The sequence below is a fragment of the Prosthecobacter sp. genome, assembly GCF_046154365.1.
Lineage (GTDB): Bacteria > Verrucomicrobiota > Verrucomicrobiia > Verrucomicrobiales > Verrucomicrobiaceae > Prosthecobacter.
Map to the genome: position 1 here is coordinate 24,238 of NZ_JBJXFV010000008.1, position 21,045 is coordinate 45,282.

Here is a 21,045-nt window from a genome sequence, read left to right on the forward strand (position 1 = left end):
TTCCGGCAAAAAGATGTGCGGTAAAAAAATGGCTCTTCTTCATCTTTTACCGCCCATCTTTTTGCCGCCAAAGCCTCTTCATTTCCACCCCATGCCCACCCGCAAACCCAAATCACGAGCCATTACCGCGCCTCCTGCGCGTCTCACTCGTGGTCGTGCCCGCGAGGATGCGCAGTTCACTGCCGTGGCTCCTGCGGGTGACATGCCGGAGGGTTACGGCAGTCTTCTCAGCGAGATCAAGAGCCGCCTCACCCAGGCACGCCTGCGCACCGTGCTGGCGGCCAATGCAGCGATGGTGGTGGCCTATTGGGATGTGGGCTGTTCAATCCTGGCCCGCCAGCAGGCCGAGGGCTGGGGCGCAAAGGTCATCGACCGCTTGTCCGCCGACCTGCGCCGCGCCTTTCCTGACATGAGCGGACTCTCACCGCGTAACCTCAAATACATGCGTGCCTTTGCCGCCGCGTGGCCGGATGGAGCAATTGTGCAAGAGGCCCTTGCACAAATTGGCTGGTATCAAAACATCGCTCTGCTGGACAAGCTCAAAACGCCCCAGGAGCGGCTTTGGTATGCGCAAAATGCAGCGCAACACGGCTGGTCGCACGCCATCCTGACGCTGCAAATCGAGTCCCAAGCGCACCAACGCAGCGGAAAGGCGCAGAACAATTTTTCGCTCACCCTGCCACCTGCGGACTCTGATCTCGCCGCGCAGATTTTCAAAGACCCGTATCTCTTCGACTTCATCGGCACGGGTGATCCACGAAGGGAGCGCGAGGTCGAGCAGGCGCTCGTCGATCACATCCAGCGCTTCCTGCTCGAACTCGGTGCTGGGTTCGCTTTCGTTGGCAAGCAGGTGCATTTGGAGGTTGGCGGCCAGGATTTTTATCTCGACCTGTTGTTCTATCATCTGCGGCTCAGGCGCTATGTCGTCGTCGAGCTAAAGAACCGCGAGTTTCAGCCAGGCGACGCCGGGCAGATGAATCTTTACCTCTCCGCAGCGGACGACTTGCTCCGTCATGCCGATGACCAGCCCACCATCGGCCTGCTATTGTGCAAAGGCCGTAACAAGCTCGTCGTCGAGTATGCGCTGCGTGGCATCGAAAAGCCCATCGGCGTGGCACAATGGGCCACACAGCTCGTCGAGAACCTTCCCGCTGAGTTTGAGTCCAGCCTCCCCACCGTGGCGCAGATCGAAGCCGAACTCGCCAGCCACGTCAAATCGACTGCCAAGACCCGTTCCAAGAAATGAACTCACCCATGACCACCCGCCGCCAACTCCTCCAGCAAGCCTCCGCAGGCTTTGGTTACCTCGCCTTTGCCGACATGGCATCGGCTGAGAGCAAGCTCGCATCACATTTCCCCGCCAAGGCCAAGCGCGTCATTTTTCTCTGCATGCGCGGTGGTCCGTCGCACATGGAGACCTTTGATCCGAAGCCGGAACTGACACGCAGGCATGGCGAAGCGGGGCGCAACAAGGGAACAAAGCTGCTCGGCTCGCGGTGGAAGTTTGCGAAGCACGGACAGAGCGGCATCGACATGGTAGAGCTGTTTCCCGAGCTGGCGAAGCATGCGGACAAGCTCTGCGTGCTGCGTGGCATGCACACGGACAACGAAAACCATCCGCAGGCGCTGGAGCAGCTGCACACGGGCAGTTTTCAGTTTGTGCGGCCCTCCATGGGTGCGTGGACCGTGTATGGCCTCGGCTCGGAAAACGAGAACTTACCGGGCTTCATCAGCATCAATCCGCTCACCGCGCTCGGTGGCCTGCGCTACTACTCCAGCGCGTTTTTGCCTGCATCAAACTCCGCCACCTTGCTCGGCAACGCCAACCAGCCCAGCGCCAAGCTCCAGCTCGGCAACATCGCCAATCCACGTCTCGACAATGCCGCGCAACGTGCGCAGCTCGATCTTTTGCAGGCGATGAATCGCGATCTGCTGGCCCAAACCGGTGATCCGCGTGTGGAAGGCATCATCTCATCCTACGAGCTGGCCTTCCGCATGCAGGGCGAGCTGCCACGCGTGATGGACCTCAGCGGCGAGAGCAAAGAAACACTTCAACTCTACGGCGCGGACAAAGCCCCTACGGAGACCTTTGGCCGCCAGTGCCTGCTGGCGCGGCGCTTCGCCGAAGCAGGCGTGCGCTTCATCGAGATCAGCCATCAAGAGTGGGATCTGCACGGCGGCTTGCAAGGGGGCATGACGCGCAACTGTGGCCAGATCGACAAACCCATCGCCGGCCTGCTCCACGATCTCGATCAGCGCGGCCTGCTCGAAGACACGCTCGTCCTCTGGGGTGGCGAGTTTGGCCGCACGCCTGATGATCCCACGCAGGACGGCCGCGGGCACAACAACAAAGGCTACAGCATGTGGATGGCCGGTGGCGGCGTGAAACCCGGCCACATCCACGGCGCAACGGACGATCTCGGAGTCGCCGCCGTCGATGGCAAAGTCCACATCCACGACCTCCACGCCACCATGCTCCACCTCCTCGGCCTCGACCACGAACAACTCACCTTCCGCTATGGCGGTCGCGACTACCGGCTCACGGATGTGCATGGGAAAGTGGTGAAGGAGATTCTCGCGTGACGAATCGCGCCTGACGCATTCCTCACACTCTTTGTCGTGGAGTTTGGCTGGTGGGGGCCGTTATGATCTTCGCATGAAGCCTCTGCTCGTTCTCCTTCTTCTCGCCACCGCCACTTTAGCCGATGACTCAGCCAAACTCGCCGCCCTGCTCGCGAAAAGCGGCGTCGTGACGATTCCAGCCGGAGATTACCACCTCGATGGCACGAAGCCGATCCCGCTGGTCTCCAACACGACCGTCATGGCCCACGGTGCGCGCTTCATCCTGCCGGAGATGCTGCCGGATCAGGCTCGTGTGGTGCTTTTTGCCGGTGAAAACATCACGCAATTCGCCTGGCATGGCGGGGAGTTTATCGGCCACGTCTTTGACCCTGCGCAGCAGGAAAACACCTGGGAGCCGAACGCGAACACCAAAGGCATCGAGATCACGACGACGAAGGCGGGAGGCACTCACGACCTGCTTTTTCGCGACGTGAAGTCCAACGGCATGGCCGCAGCGGTGATCGGCGTGCATGGTTTGTCCAAAGGCGAGAGCGAAGTCATCGCGTACGCCGAGCGTGTGGCAGTGGAAAGCTGCACGCTGCTGCGCAGCGGGAAGTTCATGTGGGACTATGGCTACCTGTGGCAGATCATGACTTTCCCGGAGGCGTATGAGCCGTGGGTGGTCGAGCGGGCAAAGAAATACTTCCGCACCGATCTGATGCGCGAGGTGATGTTCAGCGGCGAACTCGTGAAGTTCGACAACAAGGTCAAACCCATCGCCGTCAGCCTCACCGACGAGCCAAAAGAGGCTCTCACCTTCATGGGCACGGCTTTGCCGAAAAATATCACACGCGGCCTGCAATACTTCGTCGTCGAGTCCACGCCCGAGTTCATCAAACTCGCCAAAAAGTCCGGCGGAGCGCCGATTGGCTTCGAGAACGACGGCAGCGGCTTTTTAGCCTTCAACATTCAAGACAACTACCTCGCCGCCTATGCCCCCACCGGCAGCGGACCGGGCAAAGGAGCCTTCGACATCACCGGCGCACGCGATGTGCGCGTCACCGGCTGCCAGCTCAGCGCCATCGGCGACACGATGCACATCCAGAAGTGCCGGAACATCGTCTTCGCGAACAACCACATCCTCGGCAGCCGCATGGGCGCGTTCTTTTTGGCCGAGTTCTGCCAAAACGCCACCATCACCGGCAATCTCGTTGATGGCACGAATGGCAGCCGCGTCATCAGCGTGGAGAAGAGCTGCACGGATGTGACCATGACCGGCAACACCTTCCGCAACGGCGGACGCGGTGCGTGGATCAACCAGCCGGTCAATTTCATCATGACCGGCAACGTTTTCGTCAACAACACCACGAAAAACGAGCCGGACATGCGCCGTGGTCGCATCGCCTTCCAGACCGCGAAGTCCGGCACCTTCCCCGAACTCTACTTCACCATTTACGAGCCCGGCGCTACCTACGGCCCCGTCATTGTCCGCGACAACATTTTCATCCTAGGCGACGCCGCACCGAATGAAGCCGTGACCTTCGCCCCGAACGGCCACGATCTGCAATTCACCGGCAACACCTTCCCAACCAAACCCGCAATCATCGTCGTCGATCCAAGTTGCACGGATGCGCTGATCAAGGACAACCAAGGTGCGACCACGATTTCAAAGCCGGTCGATTTCAATCACGGGCGACGCTGAGCAGTCGCGCCAGCAAAGTATCATCTCGCGGAGCGGAGATGGCTGCTTTGCTTCGCCACTCACGGCACAATCACGACTATCGACGGCGCGATGTTCCGAAAATCGGACGCATTGCGGGTGATGATGCCCTGAAAGCGATCTGCAAAAGCCGCGATCATCACGTCTGCCACGGGACGCTTGGCGACACTCGACTGGCGGCGGCGGAGCTGATGCTCATGCCAGTAGCGGTGAGCTAGCTTGGTGTCTTCTGACGACCAAAATTCCGTCGAGCTGAGATGGATCTGTTTGAGGAAGCTCTCGGCGGCAGTCGCATCCCCTTCGAAGGCGGGACCGATCTCGATAAACGTCACTGGACTGACAACCAAGCCATCAGGCAGGTGGGCATGGAGGCAACTCGTCGATGCAGCCTCGAACTGTGGATCGCCCGTCACAAGGTCCAGCACGACGCAGGTATCGACGACCCAGGCCATCTCAGTCTTCTTCACCCTCCCGCAGAGCCTTCATCGCCGCATCGGTCGTTTTCCACGAGCACGCGGGGGCAGCTTGGCGGGCGGTTTGCACCTTGAGTCGATACTCATCCAGCCCGTGCAAAGGCGCGGCGCTATCATCCTGAGACATCGCCAGCTTCACCCGGCTACCTTTGGGGAACTGGCGGAGCAAGGCGGCGATCACGCTGGGGGCGTCATCTCGAATGTCGATGGTAGCCGTGAGGGTGCTCATGGGGTCATTATCCTCAGCCACAGAAGGCGTGTCAACCACGGCGATCACGGAGTGAATTGTCTGGCGTTATCAGCTCGTTCGGCAAACGAGTTGGAAAACTCGTTTTACGTCACGGCCCCGTCAGCACGATCGGGCCTTCGTTCTTCGGCACGCCGCCTGTTTTCTCCACGCTAAGGGCAAACGTCACGGTCTCGCCCACGGCAGCGACGGGTTTGAAGGCGGTCTTTGCCGCGCCTTTGGCATCCACCGTCACCACGCCGGCGCTCACCAGGTCGGGCTGGTTTGGATCGACGACCCAGAGCTGGTAATCCTGGCCAGACTCCACGCGCGGCATTTTGTCGAGCAGCAGCACGCCCTGGCGCTTGCCGCCGTCCCAGACGACGACCATCTTGCAGTTGCGGTACTCCCAAATTTTGCTTTGCAGCGTGGCGATCTGCAATTGTGACTGCGCTGCCTGCTGCTTCTGCGCCTCGGCGTCGGCGACGAGCTTTGCGATATGCGCATTGGCCTCGGTCTCGCGCTTGCTGATCTCTGCGATCTCCGTGCTCAACGCTGCCTTCTTCGCTTCAAAATCACTCCGCAGACTCTTCAGCTCATCTTCAATGTTGCGGGTCTCTTTCTTCGCCGTCTCAGCGACAGGAACTGACGGAGCCGCAGGTGCCATGGCCCGGCTCACTGCGGCGACCTGCTGCACCAGTTTCTCACGATCCTGCCACAGCCACACCGCGGCCACGGCCAGCGCTGCCGCCAAAGCCCAGCCGGTGCCGCCCAGCACGACGCCGCGTGAGAAACCGGCCCCTTTCGCTCCGCTGGAGCGCAGCTTCGCACGAATGCGCCGTTTCATGTCCGCCGGTGGCTCCACCGGCGTGATGAGGCGTGCCAGCTCCGCCGCAGTCTGCTCCAGTTCCACGCTAAAATCACGCAGCTCCTTGTCAGCGACGCCAGCACCGTTCAGCACGCGCTTCTCATCGCTCTCCAGCATGCCGAAGGCATTCAGGGCGGCCAGTTCTTCGTGTCGCTCGTCCATTAGATGCCTCCTTTCAGCAGATCGCGCAGGCGCAGCAGTCCGCGGTGGATGTTCGTCTTCACCGTGCCAAGCGGAATGCCCAGTGAATCGGCGAGCACGTGATGCGTGAGGCCTTTTAAAAAGGCATACTCAATCAACTGCCGCTGCTCCTTGGGCAGGTCGTTCAGCGCATCGCGCACCACCGTGCCGCGCTCGCCCGCCCCAACCTCGTCATCCGCGCCCACCGGCGTGTGTGCGGCCAGCGTCACCTGCTCCAGCGCCGCACTTTCCACCAGGCGATTGCGGCGGCCCAGCGCGCGCATGCGGTCGATGGCCTTGTGCCGGAAAATCATCACCGCCCAGGTGAAGGCCTTGCTGCGCGCCGGATCAAAGTCCGACGCACGAGACCAAAGCTGCACAAAACCGTCCTGCAGCATGTCCTCCGCCTCGCGTTCGTCCGCCAGCATCTGCCGCAGCAGACCAAAGAGGCGCGGAGCCATGCGGTCATAGAGCTGCTCAAACGCACGCGCATCCCCGCGTCCAGTACGCTGGAGCAGGTCTTCATCGCTGAGTTCGGGCTGGGGCATGACGTATTTCGGCGCGCAGCGCACCATACGGGCGGGGCGGTACGGATTCCATGCCAGAGCTTCTGCGGTGACACAAGTTTTTGCGTTGCCGCAGGCCGTCTGGATTCAAAAATTTTACAAAACCGGCTCCACCCGGCCACTCCGGGTGAACAGCAGCGCGCACTCGATCTGCTCCGGTTTCAGGCCGGTCAGCCGTGCCAGCGCCTGACGATAGAGCACGATCTGCGGTCGATAACCCGCCACCTTCTCCTGCAGGGCCGCTTCATCCGCCACGTCGTCCGTCTTGAAATCAATCAGGCGCACCGACTCCCGCCGCACTATCACACGGTCAAAAATGCCGCTGATCCAGCTCCCTTCGTGAATCAAGTCGAACGGCCGCTCCCGCCACGCCTCGGCGTCCGCCGCAGGCTTCGCAAAGGCATACGCTGCGGCTGCCGAGGTCAAAACGCCCCGCACCATCGACAGGGCGGTCGCTTCAATCGCTTCGCCACGCAGCAGGCCTGCCGTCTGCCAGCGCGCTTCGAGTTCGGCCATGCTCGATTTCGCATCCCACCACTCCACCAGTGCCAGCAGCTCATGCACGAGGCTGCCCAGCCTGCGGCCAGGCTCACGGCCCTCGCTGAACAGCACGCTGCCCTTCACCTGAAAATCCTCCTCGCCCGAAGGCGTCACCCGCTTCGCCAGCGGTTGGAATTCGCGCAGCAGTTCACCCAGCGGCGGCGGCGCAACTGCGATACCCGGCTGCTTAGGTTCTACGCGATTTGAACTCGCAAACCACGCCGCAGCGCCCGTTTGCCACTCCGTTAAGTAAGACGGGCACTCCTGTCCGTCGTCCGCAACACCCAGCATTCGCCGCAAAAACTGCGCTTCGGTCATCGCCCCGTCTTTCGTCTTCGGTGGTCGTTCTGTGATCAGATACAGCCCACGTTTCGCCCGCGTCATCGCCACATACAGCCGGCACAGCGACTCAAATCCGGCCCGCTGCTTCGCCGTTGCCATTTCCTGGTTCAAACCGTCGTGCAACGGCGCAAACACGCGTGGCGGCTCCTGCAAGACCCAGGAGATGCCCTGGTCATCACGATTCACGATCAGCGAGCGCGGACGCACCTTGTCCATCGCATCACCGTTGAGGCCGGGCAGGATGACGACATCGAACTCCAGGCCCTTCGCCTTGTGAACGGTCATCACCTGCACTGCATTCGCAGCGCCACGCACCTTCATCGGCATGTCGCGTGCATGTTGGAGGAAGGCGTCGATGTCGCGTGAGCCACGCGTATCGAACTCGGCGGCGATTTCACCGAATTGGCGCAGCCGCAGCTCATGAAACGCGTCCAGCTCCGGCAGCAGCGTGCGCAACTGCCGCGTCCACACCTCGGTGAAGCCGATGAAGCCGCGTTCAAACACCTCATTGCGCACCTGATGGCACGTCAGCGGCCATTTTTGTTCGCCGCACTCAATCTGCGGCCACAGCGGCGTCATTTTCAGATGTTCCAGCGCCAGCGTGTCGCCGGGATGGGCGGCGAGCTGCAGCAGCGCCAGCAGCGCCAGTGTCATCGCATTGTCCGTGGCCGGATGCTGCTGGGATTCGCACACGATTTCCATGCCCGTGGCCGCACGCAGTTCCTCGGTGATCTCAATCGCATCCTTGTTACCCCGCACCAGCACCGCGCAGGACAAACCGCGCTCCAGCGGTCGAATTTCGTTCAGCAGCGCCGCCACGACTGGCGTGGTCGATTTTTCCTCGCTGTCGGGCTTCACACCGAGTAGCGCCGCGTAACCGGCGAGGCGTTGATTTTTTTCTGCCGCAGCGTGCGGCTGGAACTCGAAGCCTTGCGTGCAGCCTGTGAGCAGCGCTTCAATGCCGTCGTGATTTGCAAACACGGCATTGATTGCATCCAACACCGCCGGAGCGCTGCGGAACGACTGGCTCAAGGTCTGCGGCTCCAAGCCGTCTTCACCATGATGCGGCCATTCGTGCAGCACGTCGTCGAACAAACCCGGCTCCGCCTGCCGCCAGAGATAAATCGACTGCTTGGGATCGCCGACGGCAAAGAAGCTGCGCCTGCCAGAGTCATCCTGCATCACTTCATCGACCAGACCACGCACCACGTTCCACTGCACGCGGCTGGTGTCCTGAAATTCGTCGAACAGCCAGTGATCGTAGCGCCCATCGAGTCGGAACCACAGATCACCGCGTTCATGGTCCATCCATTCCGCACCGCCCGTCGTCGCTTCAGCCAACAATCGCTGCACATCGGCAAAGGAGAGTCGGCCCCGCGAGCGTACGCGACGCGCATACTCGGTTTCATACAACTCCATGAGCGCCGCCATGCCGCGCGTGCGCTGCGCGCGGCATTTCAATTCGCGGCGCAGGATTGTTTCGACGACGCGGACCCAGGCACGGGCGGCGTTGCTTGAAACGGGAGTTTTTTTGCCGCCCCAGGTGATGCTGGCGTTGCCAGCAAGCAGATCGCTCCATGATGCGGCGGACTTCTCCAGGAAATCCTTGATGCGATCCTTTGGTGTGGTTCCAGGCTCCAGCTTAGCGGCTTGATCGAGCAATTGATCCCTGAACTCCGTGCCTTTGTCATTGGCGGGAACGAAATAGTTGTTCCAATCATCAAGCGCGACGGCAAGATCGTCATCGCCATCCAAATCCAGCCCCGGCAGGCTGCCCCAGCGCGAAACACCGCCGCTGTCGAGCCAGGTGGTGTGATGTTCTTTGATCCAGCCTTCGAGGCTTTGCACCGCGCTGCGTTCTTCGACGCCAAAAGTCGCCTGCTTGAAGCCTTCAAGCAGCGCCCGGGCCGCCTTGTCATCGCGTGACGAATGAATGCGTTCCAGCAGTGCATCGAGCGCCTCGTTGCGTGCCTGCGCGGCCTCGTCCTCGGCCATGACCTTCGCTCCGAGCGGCAGACCGAGTTCGAGCGGGAAGCAGGCGGCGATGTTGGCAAAGAAGCTGTCCATCGTGCCCAGCCGCAGCCGGTGCAGCCGCCGCGTGACCTGCCGCAGCAGCGTGGCGAACTCCGGCCACGCCGCCGGCAGCGGGGTCATGTCCGCAAAGTACTTTTCCGGCTGCTCGTCGTGCTGTGAAAGTGCGGAGAGGCGTTGCAGGATGCGCTGGAAGAACTCCCCCGCGGCCTTGCGCGTGAAGGTCATCGCCGCAATGCCCTCCGGCGGCTGCCCGAGCGCGAGCAGATGTAGATGCCGCCGCACGAGCTGGTAGGTCTTGCCAGAACCGGCAGAAGCGGAGACGAGGATGTGGCGGAGACGGTTCACGCGTGATGCGATGCAAAAACTCAACCGCTCAAAAGATGTCCGGCTCCGGCACCGCCGGGCCATGCTGGAGGAAGTCGAAGTCAGCTCCTTGATCGGCCTGCGTGACGTGTTCGACGAACAGCTTCGCGTAGCCGCGGTGGTAGCGCGGTGGCGCTGGCTTCCAGGCCGCACGGCGCTTCGCCAGTTCCTCATCGCTGACATGCAGATGCAGTTTGCGGTTTGGCACATCGAGTTCGATGAGATCACCGGTTTTCACGAGGGCCAGCGGGCCGCCGACGGCGCTTTCGGGGGCGATGTGCAGCACGCAGGCACCGTAGCTGGTGCCGCTCATGCGGCAGTCGGTCAGGCGCACCATGTCGCGGATGCCTTGCATGATGAGTTTCTTCGGGATTGGCAATTGGCCCCACTCTGGCATGCCTGGAGCACCCACAGGCCCCGCTCCGCGCAGGATGAGCACGCTGTCCTTCGTCACATCGAGGTCATCGCGATCGATATTGGCTTTGAGTTCGGCGTAGCTGTCAAAGACGAGCGCGGGGCCGGTGTGCGTGCAGAGTTCCTTCGTCGCGGCGGCGTGTTTGATGACGGCACCATTCGGGCAAAGGTTGCCGCGCAGGATGGCGGTGCCGCCGTCGGGCTGGAGCGGGTTTTCCGGTGTGCGGATGACGTCGTCGTTGTGGATGATCGCTTCGGCGATGTCTTCGCCGAGCGTCTTTCCGGTGATCGTGGGCACGTCGGTGTGCAACAGCTCACGCATGCCGTTCAGCAGTGCTTGCAGGCCGCCAGCGAGATAAAACTCCTCCATCAAATATTTGCCCGCAGGCCGCATGTTCGCCAGCAGCGGCACTTTGCGGCTGATCTCGTCGAATTTTTCCAGCGGGAGCTTGATGCCGAGCCTGCCAGCCATGGCGACGAGATGCACGATGGCATTCGTGCTGCCGCCGAGCGCCATATCGACCGCGATGGCGTTTTCAAATGAGCGCTCACTGACGATGCCGGACGGTTTGCGGTCCAGCCACACGTTCTCGATGATCTGACGGCCAGCGGCGGCGGCGATGCGTGTGTGCGCACTGTCCACGGCCGGAATCGACGACGCTCCCGGCATGCAGAGGCCGAGCGTCTCTGCCAGCGCGGTGAGCGTGCTCGCGGTGCCCATCGTCATGCAATGACCGGGGCTGCGGGCGATGCCGTCCTCGATCTCGCACCATTGCTCCCAGCTCAGATTGCCCGCACGTTTTTCGTCCCAGTATTTCCACACATCGCTGCCGCTGCCGAGTGTCTCGCCGCGCCAGTTGCCCTTCATCATCGGGCCGCAGGGCATGTAGATGACCGGGATGTCCATGCTGAAGGCCCCCATGAGCAGTCCCGGCGTGGATTTGTCGCAGCCACCGAGCAACACCGCGCCGTCGATGGGATTCGCGCGCAGCATTTCCTCGGTCTCCATCGCGAGGAAATTGCGATGAAACATCGCCGTCGGTTTCGTCAGCATTTCGCCCGCCGACATGACCGGGATCTCCATCGGATGCCCGCCCGCTTGTAAAATGCCGCGCTTCACCGCATCCGCCGTGAGGCGCAGATGCATGTGGCAGGAGTTCAGATCGCTCCAGGTGTTCAGGATGCCGATCACCGGCTTGCCCACGATGTCCTCCGCGCCCCAGCCGTTCTGTTTGGCACGAGAGCGATGGCCAAACGAGCGCAGTTCATCACGGCCATACCAGCGCCAGGATCGGAGTTGTTCGGGAGTTTTGGGGGTCGGGGTGCTCATCAGTAAGGTCGGAGTGAGCCGCCACCATGAACCAAATCATTCCCTGTGCAGGAAAAACTTCGTCCTCGTCCTCCTACTCGAACTCGTCCTCGGTCAAATCGCTCCGCAGCTCGCAAACCGGCCCACACCAAATCTTCCGGCTCCAGCTCTGTCTGATTCAAGATTTTCCGAAGCAACCCTGGGCAGATCGTTTCCCCAGCATGCACCGGCACCCCCCAAACACGCCTCAATCGCTTCTCGCACACGCTTCATGAGCGTGTCGTAAGTCTTGGCCTGCGTGTGGCAGCCAGGAAGCTGCGGCACGCTGGCGACCAGCCAACCGTCTTCGTCACGTTCGATGACCACATGGAAATCGCGGGGCTTCTTTTTCATGTGGACAGTCTAGGGCGCGGCCATCATCTCGCAAGTCCCGCGCTGAGGCTGGCCGATTCCGTCCAAACCATGTCCGACATCAAGCTGTCCGACATCAAGCTTGCAGTGGTGCCATTGTTCCGAGTAGAACCCAACCACGCATGAAGCCCCTCCTGTTTTCCTCCCTGTTCCTCCTCGGCTGTTCCTCGCTGGCTTTTGCCGCCGGCAAAGAAATCGAAGGCGAACGCGCCCCTGCAGCCACCGTCTGCCCTTCGCCTGAAGATGCCCGCGCCAAGATGAGCGTGCCCGACGGCTACGAGGTCCGTTGTTTCGCGCATGAGCCGATGATCGTGAATCCGGTCGCGATGACCTGGGATCATCGCGGGCGTTTGTGGGTCGTGGAAGGCTACGAATATCCGAACGGCTCCGCGTTCAAGGGCAACGCCTTCGGCATCGAAGCGAAGGATGACAAATACCATACCGTGCCGCCGCAGTGCCGCGGCCAATCTGAAATTTCAAATTTGAAATCGCAAATCCCACGCGATCGCGTCATCATCCTCGAAGACACCGACAACAATGGCGAGGCCGACAAGCGCACCGTCTTCGTCGAAGGTCTCGACATGGGCAGCGCCATCCTCTGTGGTGACGGCGGTATCTATGTCGGCCAGCAGCCGCATCTGCTGCACTTCAAAGACACCGATGGCGACGATCACGCGGACGAGTGGCGAGTCGTGCTCACCGGCTTTGGCCGTGAAGACACGCATGAGCTGCTCAATTCCTTCTGCTGGGGCCCCGACGGCTGGCTGTACATGACCCACGGTGTTTTCACGAACAGCAAAGTCCGGCGTCCAGGACAGAAGGAGAGTGAGGGCTTTAAGTTTGATGCGGGCATCGGGCGCGCACGGCCGGTAGGACAGGCTTCCAGCCTGTCATCGAGTGCCTCGGGCATCCTGCCCGAGACAGCTCAACCGGGCAAAATGCCCGGCACACCCGAGGCAGGCAGAATGCCTGCCCTACCCTGGGAATTCGAAGTCTTCGCCGACGGCACCAGCAATCCCTGGGGCTGCGACTACGACGCGGCGGGGAACTTCTTCGTCAGCGCTTGCGTCATCGACCACTTCTTCCACATGGCTCCCGGTGGCATCTACGTGCGCCAGGGCGGTGCGCCGGAGAATCCGTATGCCTACGAGCTGCTGCCCAGCATCGTGAAACATAAACACTTCCGCGCCGCGTATGCCGGCGTGCAGATTTATCAAGGCGGACGCTATCCCGCCGACACGCACGGCCACGCCTTCATCGGCAACATCCACGACAACGCCATCCACGAGGAAGTGCTCACGCCCGTCGGCGCCACCTTCAAATGCGAGCCGCGTCGCGACTTCCTCCGCGCCAACGACGGTTGGTTCCGCCCCGTCAGCACCCAGACCGGCCCCGACGGCTTCCTCTGGATCATGGACTGGTGCGACAAATACCCCTGCTACCAAAACGCCAAAGCCAACCCCGAAGGTGTGGATCGCGAACGCGGACGAATCTGGCGCGTCGTCACGACCCAAAGCGGTTCTGTAGTTCCGGCTTCAGCCGGTTCAGAAACAGCACCGCCTAAAGGCGGAACTACAGAATATGCCTCACGGCCCACGAAGGACCTCGACCTCAAAAAACTCTCAACCGCCGACCTCGTGAAGACCCTGGAGCATCCCAACAACTGGATGCGCCGGATGGCGAGGCGGATGCTGGTGGAGAAGGAACACTCCGAGGCTCTTCAAACCGAACTCCAAAGTCTGATCCTGAACTCAACGAGTCTCTCAACACGTCTGGAAGCACTCTGGAGCCTGCATCAGGTCGAATCCGGCCCCGAGCCATTGGATGCAAATATCCTGGGTGAAGTTGGGGGTGATCGTGAGCCAACCATGCGTGTTTGGGCCGCCCGCCTCAGCGGCGAACGGTTTCGCTTGGCTGATCGCCACATTGCTTCGATTGCGGACGAGAACACCAAGGACAATTCCGCCAAAGAAAACGACTCTTTAGCCTTGTTATGGCAGCACACCGAACGGCTCGACAAGCTCTCCAGCGATCCTGACATCACGGTCCGTCTTGCATGTGCGATCAGCAGACAGATGACCGCTTCCTCAGCCCTCACGCTCACTCGTCCTCTGCACCTCGAAGATAAAATCTTCCGCGCGAAAGTCCGCACCCACATTCAACTCAATGATCTTATCCAAAGCTCGGCAAAGGATGCTGACGGCATGCTGAGCTACATGATCTGGCGAGCCATCGAGCCCGGAATCAGCGATTTTGCCAACGCACCCGAAACGTTGGAGATCCTCGGTTCTGCGGCGCCCACCACCCAGCCTCTCTCCCGCGTCCTCTCCCATAAAGCCATGCGCCGCTTGTGCGACACGCGGAAGGCGGAGAACCTCGATCTCGCCGTCGAGTTTTGCGATAAGATCGCTGCGCACGACATCCTTCTCGCACATGCGCTCGATGGACTCGTGAAAGGCCAGGAAGGCGGTGTGATCAAGCCGGTGAAGGATGTTTCGGTCAGCCTCGCGAAGTGGCGTTCGTCGGCGAATGCGGACGTGCGGAACCATGCGCAGACACTCGCGGTGCTGTGGGGCGATGAAGTGGCGGTGAAGGAGATGATCGTTGCGCTGCACGATGCCTCGAAGCCTGAGAAGGACCGCATCGCGGTGCTGCAATCGCTGCGGAAGGTGAAGACGGACGCCGTGAAGGAAGGGCTGAAGCCGCTGCTGGCTCCGGGCACCTCCACCACGCTCGGTGTGGCAGCGATTCGTGCGGCGGCGGATCTCGGGGGCGATGATTTCGTCCTGCCTTTGATCTCTCAGGCAGCCTCGAAAGACTTTAATGTGCGGAACGCGGCTATGGAGGCGCTTTCGAGCCGTCCTTACTGGACGAGAGTCCTCCTCAAAGGCATCGCGGATGGGTCCGTTCCCTCCACAGGCTTTCCTGCGCCTGTGCGGCGGGCGCTGGCGACGAACAAGGATAAGGATCTCCGCGGTCTCGCCTTCAAAGTGCTCGGCGCGTGGCAGGATTCGTCGGACGACGTGAAAGCGCTCATCGCCGCGAAGAAGCAGGCCTGTTTGACCGGCGATCCCGATCTGGCGAACGGCAAGCTCATCTTCACCTCCACCTGCATGGTCTGCCACGAATTCCACGGTGGCGGGCAGAAGGTGGGGCCGGATTTGATCGGCAGCGGACGCAGCAACCTCGACGCGATCCTCGCCAACGTTATCGATCCGAATCAGATCATCGGCAACGGCTACGAGAACTTCACCGTCGCCACCAAGGATGGCCGCACGCTCGCCGGACGCGTCGTCGAGGACACGCCGGGCCATGTGAAGCTGCTTGGCGCGGGTGGCGTGGCGCAGGTCGTGCCGCGCGATCAAATCGCCTCGCTCACCAATTCCAAGCAAAGCCTCATGCCCATGGGCTTCGGCGCTTTGCCAGATGCCATGTTCCGCGATCTCATCTGGTACATCCTCGCCCCGCCCGAAGAAGGCCCGCTGACACCTGCCAAGAAGGATCTGCTCATCAAAGGCGTCGAAGTCGCCGATGCGCCCGCCAAACCCAAAGGCTACAACTCGCGCGCCATCGATTGGGAAAGCGTCAGCCTGTGGAATCCCGAGTGGAAGGTGAACGGGCCCGACTTTGAGCGTTCGCCGGTGAAACTCGGTGAGTACTACAGCAAAACGAACGTGCTGCTGATGCATCCGTTCCCAGACAAAAAGACGCCGGCGAGCTTTGAGCGGAAGCTGAAGGTCGAAAAGACAAAATTGAAGTTCAGCGTCGCGGCGGATGATCGGGGTGATTGGATCGTCAAGGCGGTGGTCAACGGTCAAGTCGTCAAGGAGATGGCGGTGGATCACGAGAAGCCACGCTGGAAAGACATCGAGATAGATCTCTCGAAGTTCGCAGGCCGGGAAATCACCGTGCGCCTCGAAGCCCACGCGAGCGGCTGGAACATGGAGTTCGGCTACTGGCACGGGATCATGCTGGAGTGATGGAGCGCGAGTATGGCTTTAGCCTACTCGCCACTCTTTCCTGCCGCGTCCGCTCTGGGGCAAAGTGGCGAGTGGTCTGCGACACACTCGCGCTCCAACTGGCGGCGCGTTGCAGTCGCTCGATATGACTTTTCCCTGTTCCAAGGCGCTGAATCATGCACTGTGCGGCCATGCGCAGTCCATTGGTCCTTTTGCTTGCCTTGATCTCCGCCGCGAGCCTTCACGCGGCACCGACGACTCCTGCTCCGGCTCCCGCAGCTCCGGCGACGAAACCTGCGACTGCGCCGAAGCCTGCTGAAGCGCCGAAGACAACAACCAAGCCTGCGCCCGCACCGCCACCCGTGAAGCCGCCGCCGGAGGATGCTTATGTGCAGATGGAGATGCTGACGCGGGCGATGGAGATGGTGCGGCAGAATTACGTGGATGAGTCAAAGATCACGTATGAGGAGCTGGTGGAAGGTGCCCTGGAGGGCATGCTGAACCGTCTGGACCCGCACTGTGAGTACATGGGCAAATCGCTGTTTGAAGACATGCAGCGTGAGCAGAGCGACACGTCGGAGGGCATTGGAATTACGATCGCGCTGCGGCAGAACGTGCTGACGATCATCACGGTGCGCGAAGATGGCCCGGCGACAGCGGCGGGTGTGCTGTCAGGCGACCAGCTCGTGCGCATCAATGACGTGCTGACGGATTCGGTGGGCGTGGCGGAGGCGATGCAACTGCTCAAGGGCAAGGCGGGCGATGAAGTGCGGCTCACGGTGCGCCGGCCGGGCACGAAGCAGTTTTTAGAGTTCAAGGTGAAGCACGAGACGCTGGCGGAGACCTCCGTGCATGATCCGATGCTGCTGGCTGACAAGATGGCGGGCGAGTTCAAGATCGGCTACGCGCGCATTTCGCAGTTCAACCAGCCGACGGCACGCGAACTGAGCAAGGCGCTGGATGAACTGGAAAAAGAGGGCATGCAGGCCTTCGTGCTCGACCTGCGCAACAACCCCGGCGGCCTGGTGGACAGCTCGGTGGCGGTGTGCGGCGAGTTTTTGCCGGAAGGCACGGTGGTGGTGACCACCGAGGGCCGGGTAGCCTCGCAGAATCCGCCGCCATTTCGAACGCCATCACGCAACGGCAAGGAGCCGCGCAAGTATCCCATCGCCGTGCTGATCAATCACGGCAGTGCGAGTGCGTCCGAACTCACGGCGGGCGCATTGCAGGATTTGAAGCGAGCGATTGTCGTGGGCACGACGAGTTTCGGCAAAGGATCGGTGCAGACGATCCTGCCGATGAAAAACGGCGCGGCGTTGCGGCTGACGACGGCCAAATACTACACACCAGGCCATCGCACGATTCACGAGAACGGCGTCGAGCCGAACATCGTCTCTGCACTCACGACCGAGCAGGAACTGCGCATCTCCAAGTGGCGTGCGTCACATGGCACCGGTGAAGCAGCGGCGCTTGAATTGGCGGGGCTGGGTGATCAGCAGCTCGAGCGTGCGGTGGATTCGCTCAAGGGCGTGCTGGTGTTCGATGCATTCGTGGCACCCGCACTGGCCCCCGCGGCGAAGTTGTTGCAGAAGTAGGGCGGATGTGTTCGGCGCTTGAGACACTCATTCACAGCATGACTTGCTTCGCCGAACTATCCGGCTGCTGGACGGAAAGCATGCTTTTGAACGAAATCGCGCGCAGAGCCGGATAGTTTGGCGAAGGAAACCTGCAAGCGGCGGAGCCGCATCCGCCAAACACATCCGGCCTGCTATGCTCCTCATTCCAACAAACCGCGAGCGATGATGGCATCGACGGGGTTGTGATCGTCGGTGAAGACGTACTCAGAGCGCGGCACGGTTCCGGCGGGGACATGGGTGCGGATGAGGCGCTCCTGCCAGGAGCCGGGTGTGACGTAACGATCCACGATGAGCGGCTTCAAATTTTCGCGTGAGCACATGAGAATGACGTTGCGCGCCTGTTCGCGGGGATAATGAGAGAGTGCCTCCACATCGAAAATTTCAACGGAAGGAAAAACTTTGCGCAGGGTGGCGAGCATGCCAGAGGTCAACTCGGATTTCGGTCCAGTGACGGCAGCGATCAGGTTCATGATGAAAACGCCCTGCGGTTCGAGATGATCGGCGATCTGCTGATAAAACTCACGCGTGGCAAGGTGTGGCGGGATCTGGCGGATGCCGTTGTAGGCGTCGCCAAAAATGAGATCCCATTTCTTGCCGCCGTGTTGCAGCAGGAAGCGGCGCGCATCGCCAGCGTGAGCATTGACGCGAGGAAACTCGTCGAGCTTGAAGAACTTGCGGCCCACTTCGATGACCTGGGGGTCGATTTCGACCACATCGACCACAGCATCGGAAAATTCACGCGAGACGTTCTCGGGCATGCCAAAGGCACCGGCACCGATAAACAACGCACTGCTGACTTTGGCAGGTTCACGCAGCAGGGCGAGCTTCCAGTAATGCTGGTAGGCCATGATGAGATCGCCCGTGTTCGCGTCCATGCCACCTTCCGCAGTCGAGTCGAGCTGAAGCACGCGGCGCGTGACTTTGCCCTGCGTTTGCTCGCTGACCTCGATGTGATGATAAAACGACTCGTGCTCGAAGATGACACCGGGTTTGGGCTTCGGCGTGGTCATCCAGCTCATCGAGAAGGCGAAGATGCCGCTCAGGATCACGGGAGCCTGCTGCTTGAGCGAGTTTTTGGCGAGGAGGAACGCAGCAATGGCCAGCAGCAGCAAAATCGTGGCGGTGCCGAAGAAGATGCTGCGCACGCCGAAGGTGGAGAGCAGGAAGAAGCCGGAGAGAAAGGTGCCAACAAAGCTGCCGAGCGAGCCGAGCATGCTGATCGTGCCCGCCGCGGCGCCGACGTGTGTATCCTTGAGCGTGAGGCTGTAAAACCGTACCGCCGCTGGTGAAACGGCTCCCAACAGGATGCCGGGAATGGCAAAGAGCAGCAGCGAGATCATCACCGGCCCGGCGATGAGGCCGTGGGCGCTTAAATTGGCCGCGAAGACAGTGTGGAAGGCCGGAATGAAGAACGTGAGCACGGCGGAGCCGGCGAGCAGCCAACCGAGGAGGTCGAGCGCCATTTTGCGATCCGAAAGATAGCCGCCGAGATAACCACCCGCGCTGAAGGCGATGAGGATGACGCCGATCAAGGCGGTCCAGGTGTAAACGCTGTTGCCGAAGAAGGGCGCCAGCAGGCGATACGCGCAGATTTCGATGACCATCATGGCCGCTCCGGCGAGGAAGCAGGAGATGCCAAGAAAGATGCGGGTGCCGCGGGTGGAGGCGGCGGTGTCCGGTGAAGGTGCGGGGGGGGTGGATGGGGAGCGGGACATGGGGATAGTTCTCAGTGCTCAGTTCTCAGTCAGTCGTTGTAGAAGACGAGGCTCATGATTTTCCAACCGGTGGGGGTCTTGATGAGCGTGAAGCAATCGGTGCCGAGGGTGATGTCGGTGCCTTTGGTGAGTTTCCAGCGCACACTGGCCTGGGCAGTGCGGTCGTCGCGGAGGATTTTCATGTCCGTGGGCACTTCGGTCATCGGCACGGATGTGGTGGCGTGGCTGAGTTTCTGGCCGTGGAGGAAATCGGTGAGGCCCTGGGTTTGCGGCTGGCCTTGATGCACGAAGGTGATGCGGGCCTGTTCATGGAAGCAGGCACCGTAGCCGTCCATGTCCTTCGCCGACCAGGTGGCGAAGTAATGCGTGAGGAAGTCTCGAACGTCTGCGTTGTCCGACTTCGGTCCAGGGGGCTGGCAGGCGACCAGGAAACAGGACAGAATGACGAGGGAAACATCACGAAGCTTGTTCATGATCGTCATCGCAGCGGTTTACTCTTCAGCGAAGGCTTCTTCCTCGACGCCGAGCACGGCCAGAATGCGGTTCAAGTCTTCGACGCCGTAGTAGTCGATCTCGATGCGGCCTTTTTTCTCAGCGTGATGGATGCTGACGTTGGTGGTCAGGTGCTGGATGAGCTTCTGCTCCACGGCTTCGATGGCACGGGCAAAATCCGTTGCCGTCGGCTTGGGTTTCGGCGGTGGCGGCGGATGCAGAATGGCGTCGATCGCCTTCTCGGTGGCGCGAACCGTAAGACCCTTGTCAACGATCTGTTGAGCCAGGCGCTCCTGTTCGTCATGCTTTTTGAGCATGAGCAGCACCTTGGCGTGACCGGTGGAAATTTTGCTGGTGGCGAGCATGTCGCGAATGCTGACGGGCAGCTCCAGCAGGCGCATGGTGTTCGCGACGGTGGCGCGGTTCTTGCCGACGCGCTGCGCGATGTCCTCCTGCCGCATGTGGAAGTCCTTGGCGAGACGCGAGTAGGCCTGCGCCTCCTCGATGGCGTTCAAATCCTCGCGTTGGAGGTTTTCGATGAGTGCCATCTCCAGCACGTCCTTGTCGGAGGCTTCGCGGACGATGACGGGGACTTCCTTGAGCCCAAGCTCACGCGAGGCGCGGAAACGACGCTCGCCAGCGATCAGTTCCAGCTTGCCGTTCACCCGGCGTACGATCAGCGGCTGGATGATGCCGTGCTCGCGGATGGACTCCATGAGTTCGGCGAGCTGCTCAGTCGGGAACTCTTTGCGCGGTTGGAGCGGGCTGGGGACGATTTGATCGAGCGTGACGCGATTAACCACATCTCCAGGAGCAGGCTGCGCCAGGGCTGGCAGGCGCGACACTCCCGACACCGCCGAGGGTGACGAAATGAGTGCGCCGAGTCCTTTTCCAAGAGCCGATTTTGCCATAGGGAGGGCGAGACTAGGGAGCAGGCGTGGCGTTGCAAACCGGAATCGCGGTGAATCTGCCCGTTGCATCCAAGGCTTTACCCGAGGCCGATTTCGCTCCATCTGATGAGTATGAAAAGCATGACCGGATTTGGCAGAGGCGAAGCGCAGCGCGCTGGCGTGACGTGGAGCGTGGAATGCAGCGCGGTGAACCGCAAACAGCTCGAAGTGGCGGTGAATCTGCCGCGTGAGCTGGCGGAACTGGAAAATGCCGTGCGCACGGAAGTGTCTGCGGCTGTTTCACGCGGTCGCGTAAACGTGGCGGTGCGCAAGGAGGCTGCCGC

16 protein-coding genes are annotated in these 21,045 nt (G+C 61.2%); 6 read left to right on the top strand and 10 right to left on the bottom strand.

Going from position 1 to position 21,045, the window contains the following annotated elements; translation table 11 throughout:
• Positions 1-91: 91 nt before the first annotated feature.
• From ACKVY0_RS01020 to ACKVY0_RS01030, 3 genes are all read left to right on the top strand, one after another.
• Complete coding sequence (locus tag ACKVY0_RS01020) at positions 92-1,246, top strand: YhcG family protein (protein ID WP_409212916.1); 1,155 nt, start codon at positions 92-94, stop codon at positions 1,244-1,246.
• Between the two features lie 8 nt (positions 1,247-1,254).
• Positions 1,255-2,583, top strand: a complete 1,329-nt coding sequence (locus ACKVY0_RS01025) for a DUF1501 domain-containing protein (RefSeq protein ID WP_409212917.1) — start codon at positions 1,255-1,257, stop codon at positions 2,581-2,583.
• A 73-nt stretch (positions 2,584-2,656) separates the two neighbouring features.
• Positions 2,657-4,264: a right-handed parallel beta-helix repeat-containing protein gene (locus ACKVY0_RS01030; RefSeq protein ID WP_409212918.1), complete on the top strand. Its 1,608-nt coding sequence runs from the start codon at positions 2,657-2,659 to the stop codon at positions 4,262-4,264.
• 59 nt (positions 4,265-4,323) lie between these two features.
• Here ACKVY0_RS01030 and ACKVY0_RS01035 read toward each other — a convergent pair whose 3' ends face one another.
• From ACKVY0_RS01035 to ACKVY0_RS01065, 7 genes are all read right to left on the bottom strand, one after another.
• Entirely contained in the window at positions 4,324-4,734 is a 411-nt protein-coding gene (locus ACKVY0_RS01035) for a type II toxin-antitoxin system VapC family toxin (protein WP_409212919.1), read from the bottom strand.
• A 1-nt stretch (position 4,735) separates the two neighbouring features.
• On the bottom strand, positions 4,736-4,984 hold the full coding sequence (locus tag ACKVY0_RS01040) for a hypothetical protein (protein ID WP_409212920.1): 249 nt from the start codon (positions 4,982-4,984) through the stop codon (positions 4,736-4,738).
• Positions 4,985-5,093: 109 nt separating this feature from the next.
• On the bottom strand, positions 5,094-6,011 hold the full coding sequence (locus ACKVY0_RS01045; protein ID WP_409212921.1) for an anti-sigma factor domain-containing protein: 918 nt from the start codon (positions 6,009-6,011) through the stop codon (positions 5,094-5,096).
• Positions 6,011-6,577: an RNA polymerase sigma factor gene (locus ACKVY0_RS01050; protein WP_409212922.1), complete on the bottom strand. Its 567-nt coding sequence runs from the start codon at positions 6,575-6,577 to the stop codon at positions 6,011-6,013. The genes ACKVY0_RS01045 and ACKVY0_RS01050 overlap by 1 nt, the downstream gene beginning before the upstream one ends.
• Positions 6,578-6,691: 114 nt before the next feature.
• The gene (locus ACKVY0_RS01055) at positions 6,692-9,856 is read right to left on the bottom strand and encodes a UvrD-helicase domain-containing protein (RefSeq protein WP_409212923.1); all 3,165 of its coding nucleotides are present in this window, start codon (positions 9,854-9,856) and stop codon (positions 6,692-6,694) included.
• A 28-nt stretch (positions 9,857-9,884) separates the two neighbouring features.
• On the bottom strand, positions 9,885-11,618 hold the full coding sequence (gene araD, locus ACKVY0_RS01060) for an L-arabinonate dehydratase (protein WP_409212924.1): 1,734 nt from the start codon (positions 11,616-11,618) through the stop codon (positions 9,885-9,887).
• A 93-nt stretch (positions 11,619-11,711) separates the two neighbouring features.
• Positions 11,712-11,990 carry a type II toxin-antitoxin system HicB family antitoxin gene (locus tag ACKVY0_RS01065; protein WP_409212925.1) on the bottom strand — a complete coding sequence of 93 codons (279 nt, stop codon included), beginning with the start codon at positions 11,988-11,990 and terminating at the stop codon, positions 11,712-11,714.
• Positions 11,991-12,130: 140 nt separating this feature from the next.
• On the opposite strand from ACKVY0_RS01065, the gene ACKVY0_RS01070 reads away from it, so the two are divergent.
• Together ACKVY0_RS01070 and ACKVY0_RS01075 are read left to right on the top strand one after the other, a co-directional pair.
• A complete protein-coding gene (locus tag ACKVY0_RS01070) occupies positions 12,131-15,988 on the top strand; it encodes a PVC-type heme-binding CxxCH protein (RefSeq protein ID WP_409212926.1) in 3,858 nt (1,285 codons plus the stop codon).
• 170 nt (positions 15,989-16,158) lie between these two features.
• The gene (locus tag ACKVY0_RS01075; protein WP_409212927.1) at positions 16,159-17,562 is read left to right on the top strand and encodes a S41 family peptidase; all 1,404 of its coding nucleotides are present in this window, start codon (positions 16,159-16,161) and stop codon (positions 17,560-17,562) included.
• A 182-nt stretch (positions 17,563-17,744) separates the two neighbouring features.
• Here the strand turns inward: ACKVY0_RS01075 and ACKVY0_RS01080 are convergent, their stop codons facing one another.
• Genes ACKVY0_RS01080 through ACKVY0_RS01090 form a run of 3 tightly spaced genes read right to left on the bottom strand, consistent with a single transcriptional unit; the run spans position 17,745 to position 20,722 of the window.
• Complete coding sequence (locus ACKVY0_RS01080) at positions 17,745-19,319, bottom strand: fused MFS/spermidine synthase (protein WP_409212928.1); 1,575 nt, start codon at positions 19,317-19,319, stop codon at positions 17,745-17,747.
• Positions 19,320-19,348: 29 nt separating this feature from the next.
• Positions 19,349-19,792, bottom strand: coding sequence for a nuclear transport factor 2 family protein (locus ACKVY0_RS01085; RefSeq protein WP_409212929.1), 444 nt, complete (start codon positions 19,790-19,792; stop codon positions 19,349-19,351).
• A gap of 18 nt (positions 19,793-19,810) precedes the next feature.
• On the bottom strand, positions 19,811-20,722 hold the full coding sequence (locus ACKVY0_RS01090) for a ParB/RepB/Spo0J family partition protein (protein WP_409212930.1): 912 nt from the start codon (positions 20,720-20,722) through the stop codon (positions 19,811-19,813).
• Between the two features lie 111 nt (positions 20,723-20,833).
• Between ACKVY0_RS01090 and ACKVY0_RS01095 the strand changes: the two genes are divergently transcribed.
• Positions 20,834-21,045, top strand: a 212-nt coding sequence (locus ACKVY0_RS01095) for a YicC/YloC family endoribonuclease (protein WP_409212931.1), incomplete at its 3' end; no start/stop codon positions are given.

What these genes read in the sequence shown, in the direction of transcription:
- araD (WP_409212924.1), bottom strand. Translation starts at nt 11,618, where the DNA reads ATGAGCACCCCGACCCCCAAAACTCCCGAACAACTCCGATCCTGGCGC.
- ACKVY0_RS01080 (WP_409212928.1), bottom strand. Translation starts at nt 19,319, where the DNA reads ATGTCCCGCTCCCCATCCACCCCCCCCGCACCTTCACCGGACACCGCC.
- ACKVY0_RS01065 (WP_409212925.1), bottom strand. Translation starts at nt 11,990, where the DNA reads ATGAAAAAGAAGCCCCGCGATTTCCATGTGGTCATCGAACGTGACGAA.
- ACKVY0_RS01040 (WP_409212920.1), bottom strand. Translation starts at nt 4,984, where the DNA reads ATGAGCACCCTCACGGCTACCATCGACATTCGAGATGACGCCCCCAGC.
- ACKVY0_RS01020 (WP_409212916.1), top strand. Translation starts at nt 92, where the DNA reads ATGCCCACCCGCAAACCCAAATCACGAGCCATTACCGCGCCTCCTGCG.
- ACKVY0_RS01075 (WP_409212927.1), top strand. Translation starts at nt 16,159, where the DNA reads ATGCGCAGTCCATTGGTCCTTTTGCTTGCCTTGATCTCCGCCGCGAGC.
- ACKVY0_RS01035 (WP_409212919.1), bottom strand. Translation starts at nt 4,734, where the DNA reads ATGGCCTGGGTCGTCGATACCTGCGTCGTGCTGGACCTTGTGACGGGC.
- ACKVY0_RS01090 (WP_409212930.1), bottom strand. Translation starts at nt 20,722, where the DNA reads ATGGCAAAATCGGCTCTTGGAAAAGGACTCGGCGCACTCATTTCGTCA.
- ACKVY0_RS01045 (WP_409212921.1), bottom strand. Translation starts at nt 6,011, where the DNA reads ATGGACGAGCGACACGAAGAACTGGCCGCCCTGAATGCCTTCGGCATG.
- ACKVY0_RS01025 (WP_409212917.1), top strand. Translation starts at nt 1,255, where the DNA reads ATGACCACCCGCCGCCAACTCCTCCAGCAAGCCTCCGCAGGCTTTGGT.
- ACKVY0_RS01030 (WP_409212918.1), top strand. Translation starts at nt 2,657, where the DNA reads ATGAAGCCTCTGCTCGTTCTCCTTCTTCTCGCCACCGCCACTTTAGCC.
- ACKVY0_RS01050 (WP_409212922.1), bottom strand. Translation starts at nt 6,577, where the DNA reads ATGCCCCAGCCCGAACTCAGCGATGAAGACCTGCTCCAGCGTACTGGA.
- ACKVY0_RS01085 (WP_409212929.1), bottom strand. Translation starts at nt 19,792, where the DNA reads ATGAACAAGCTTCGTGATGTTTCCCTCGTCATTCTGTCCTGTTTCCTG.
- ACKVY0_RS01070 (WP_409212926.1), top strand. Translation starts at nt 12,131, where the DNA reads ATGAAGCCCCTCCTGTTTTCCTCCCTGTTCCTCCTCGGCTGTTCCTCG.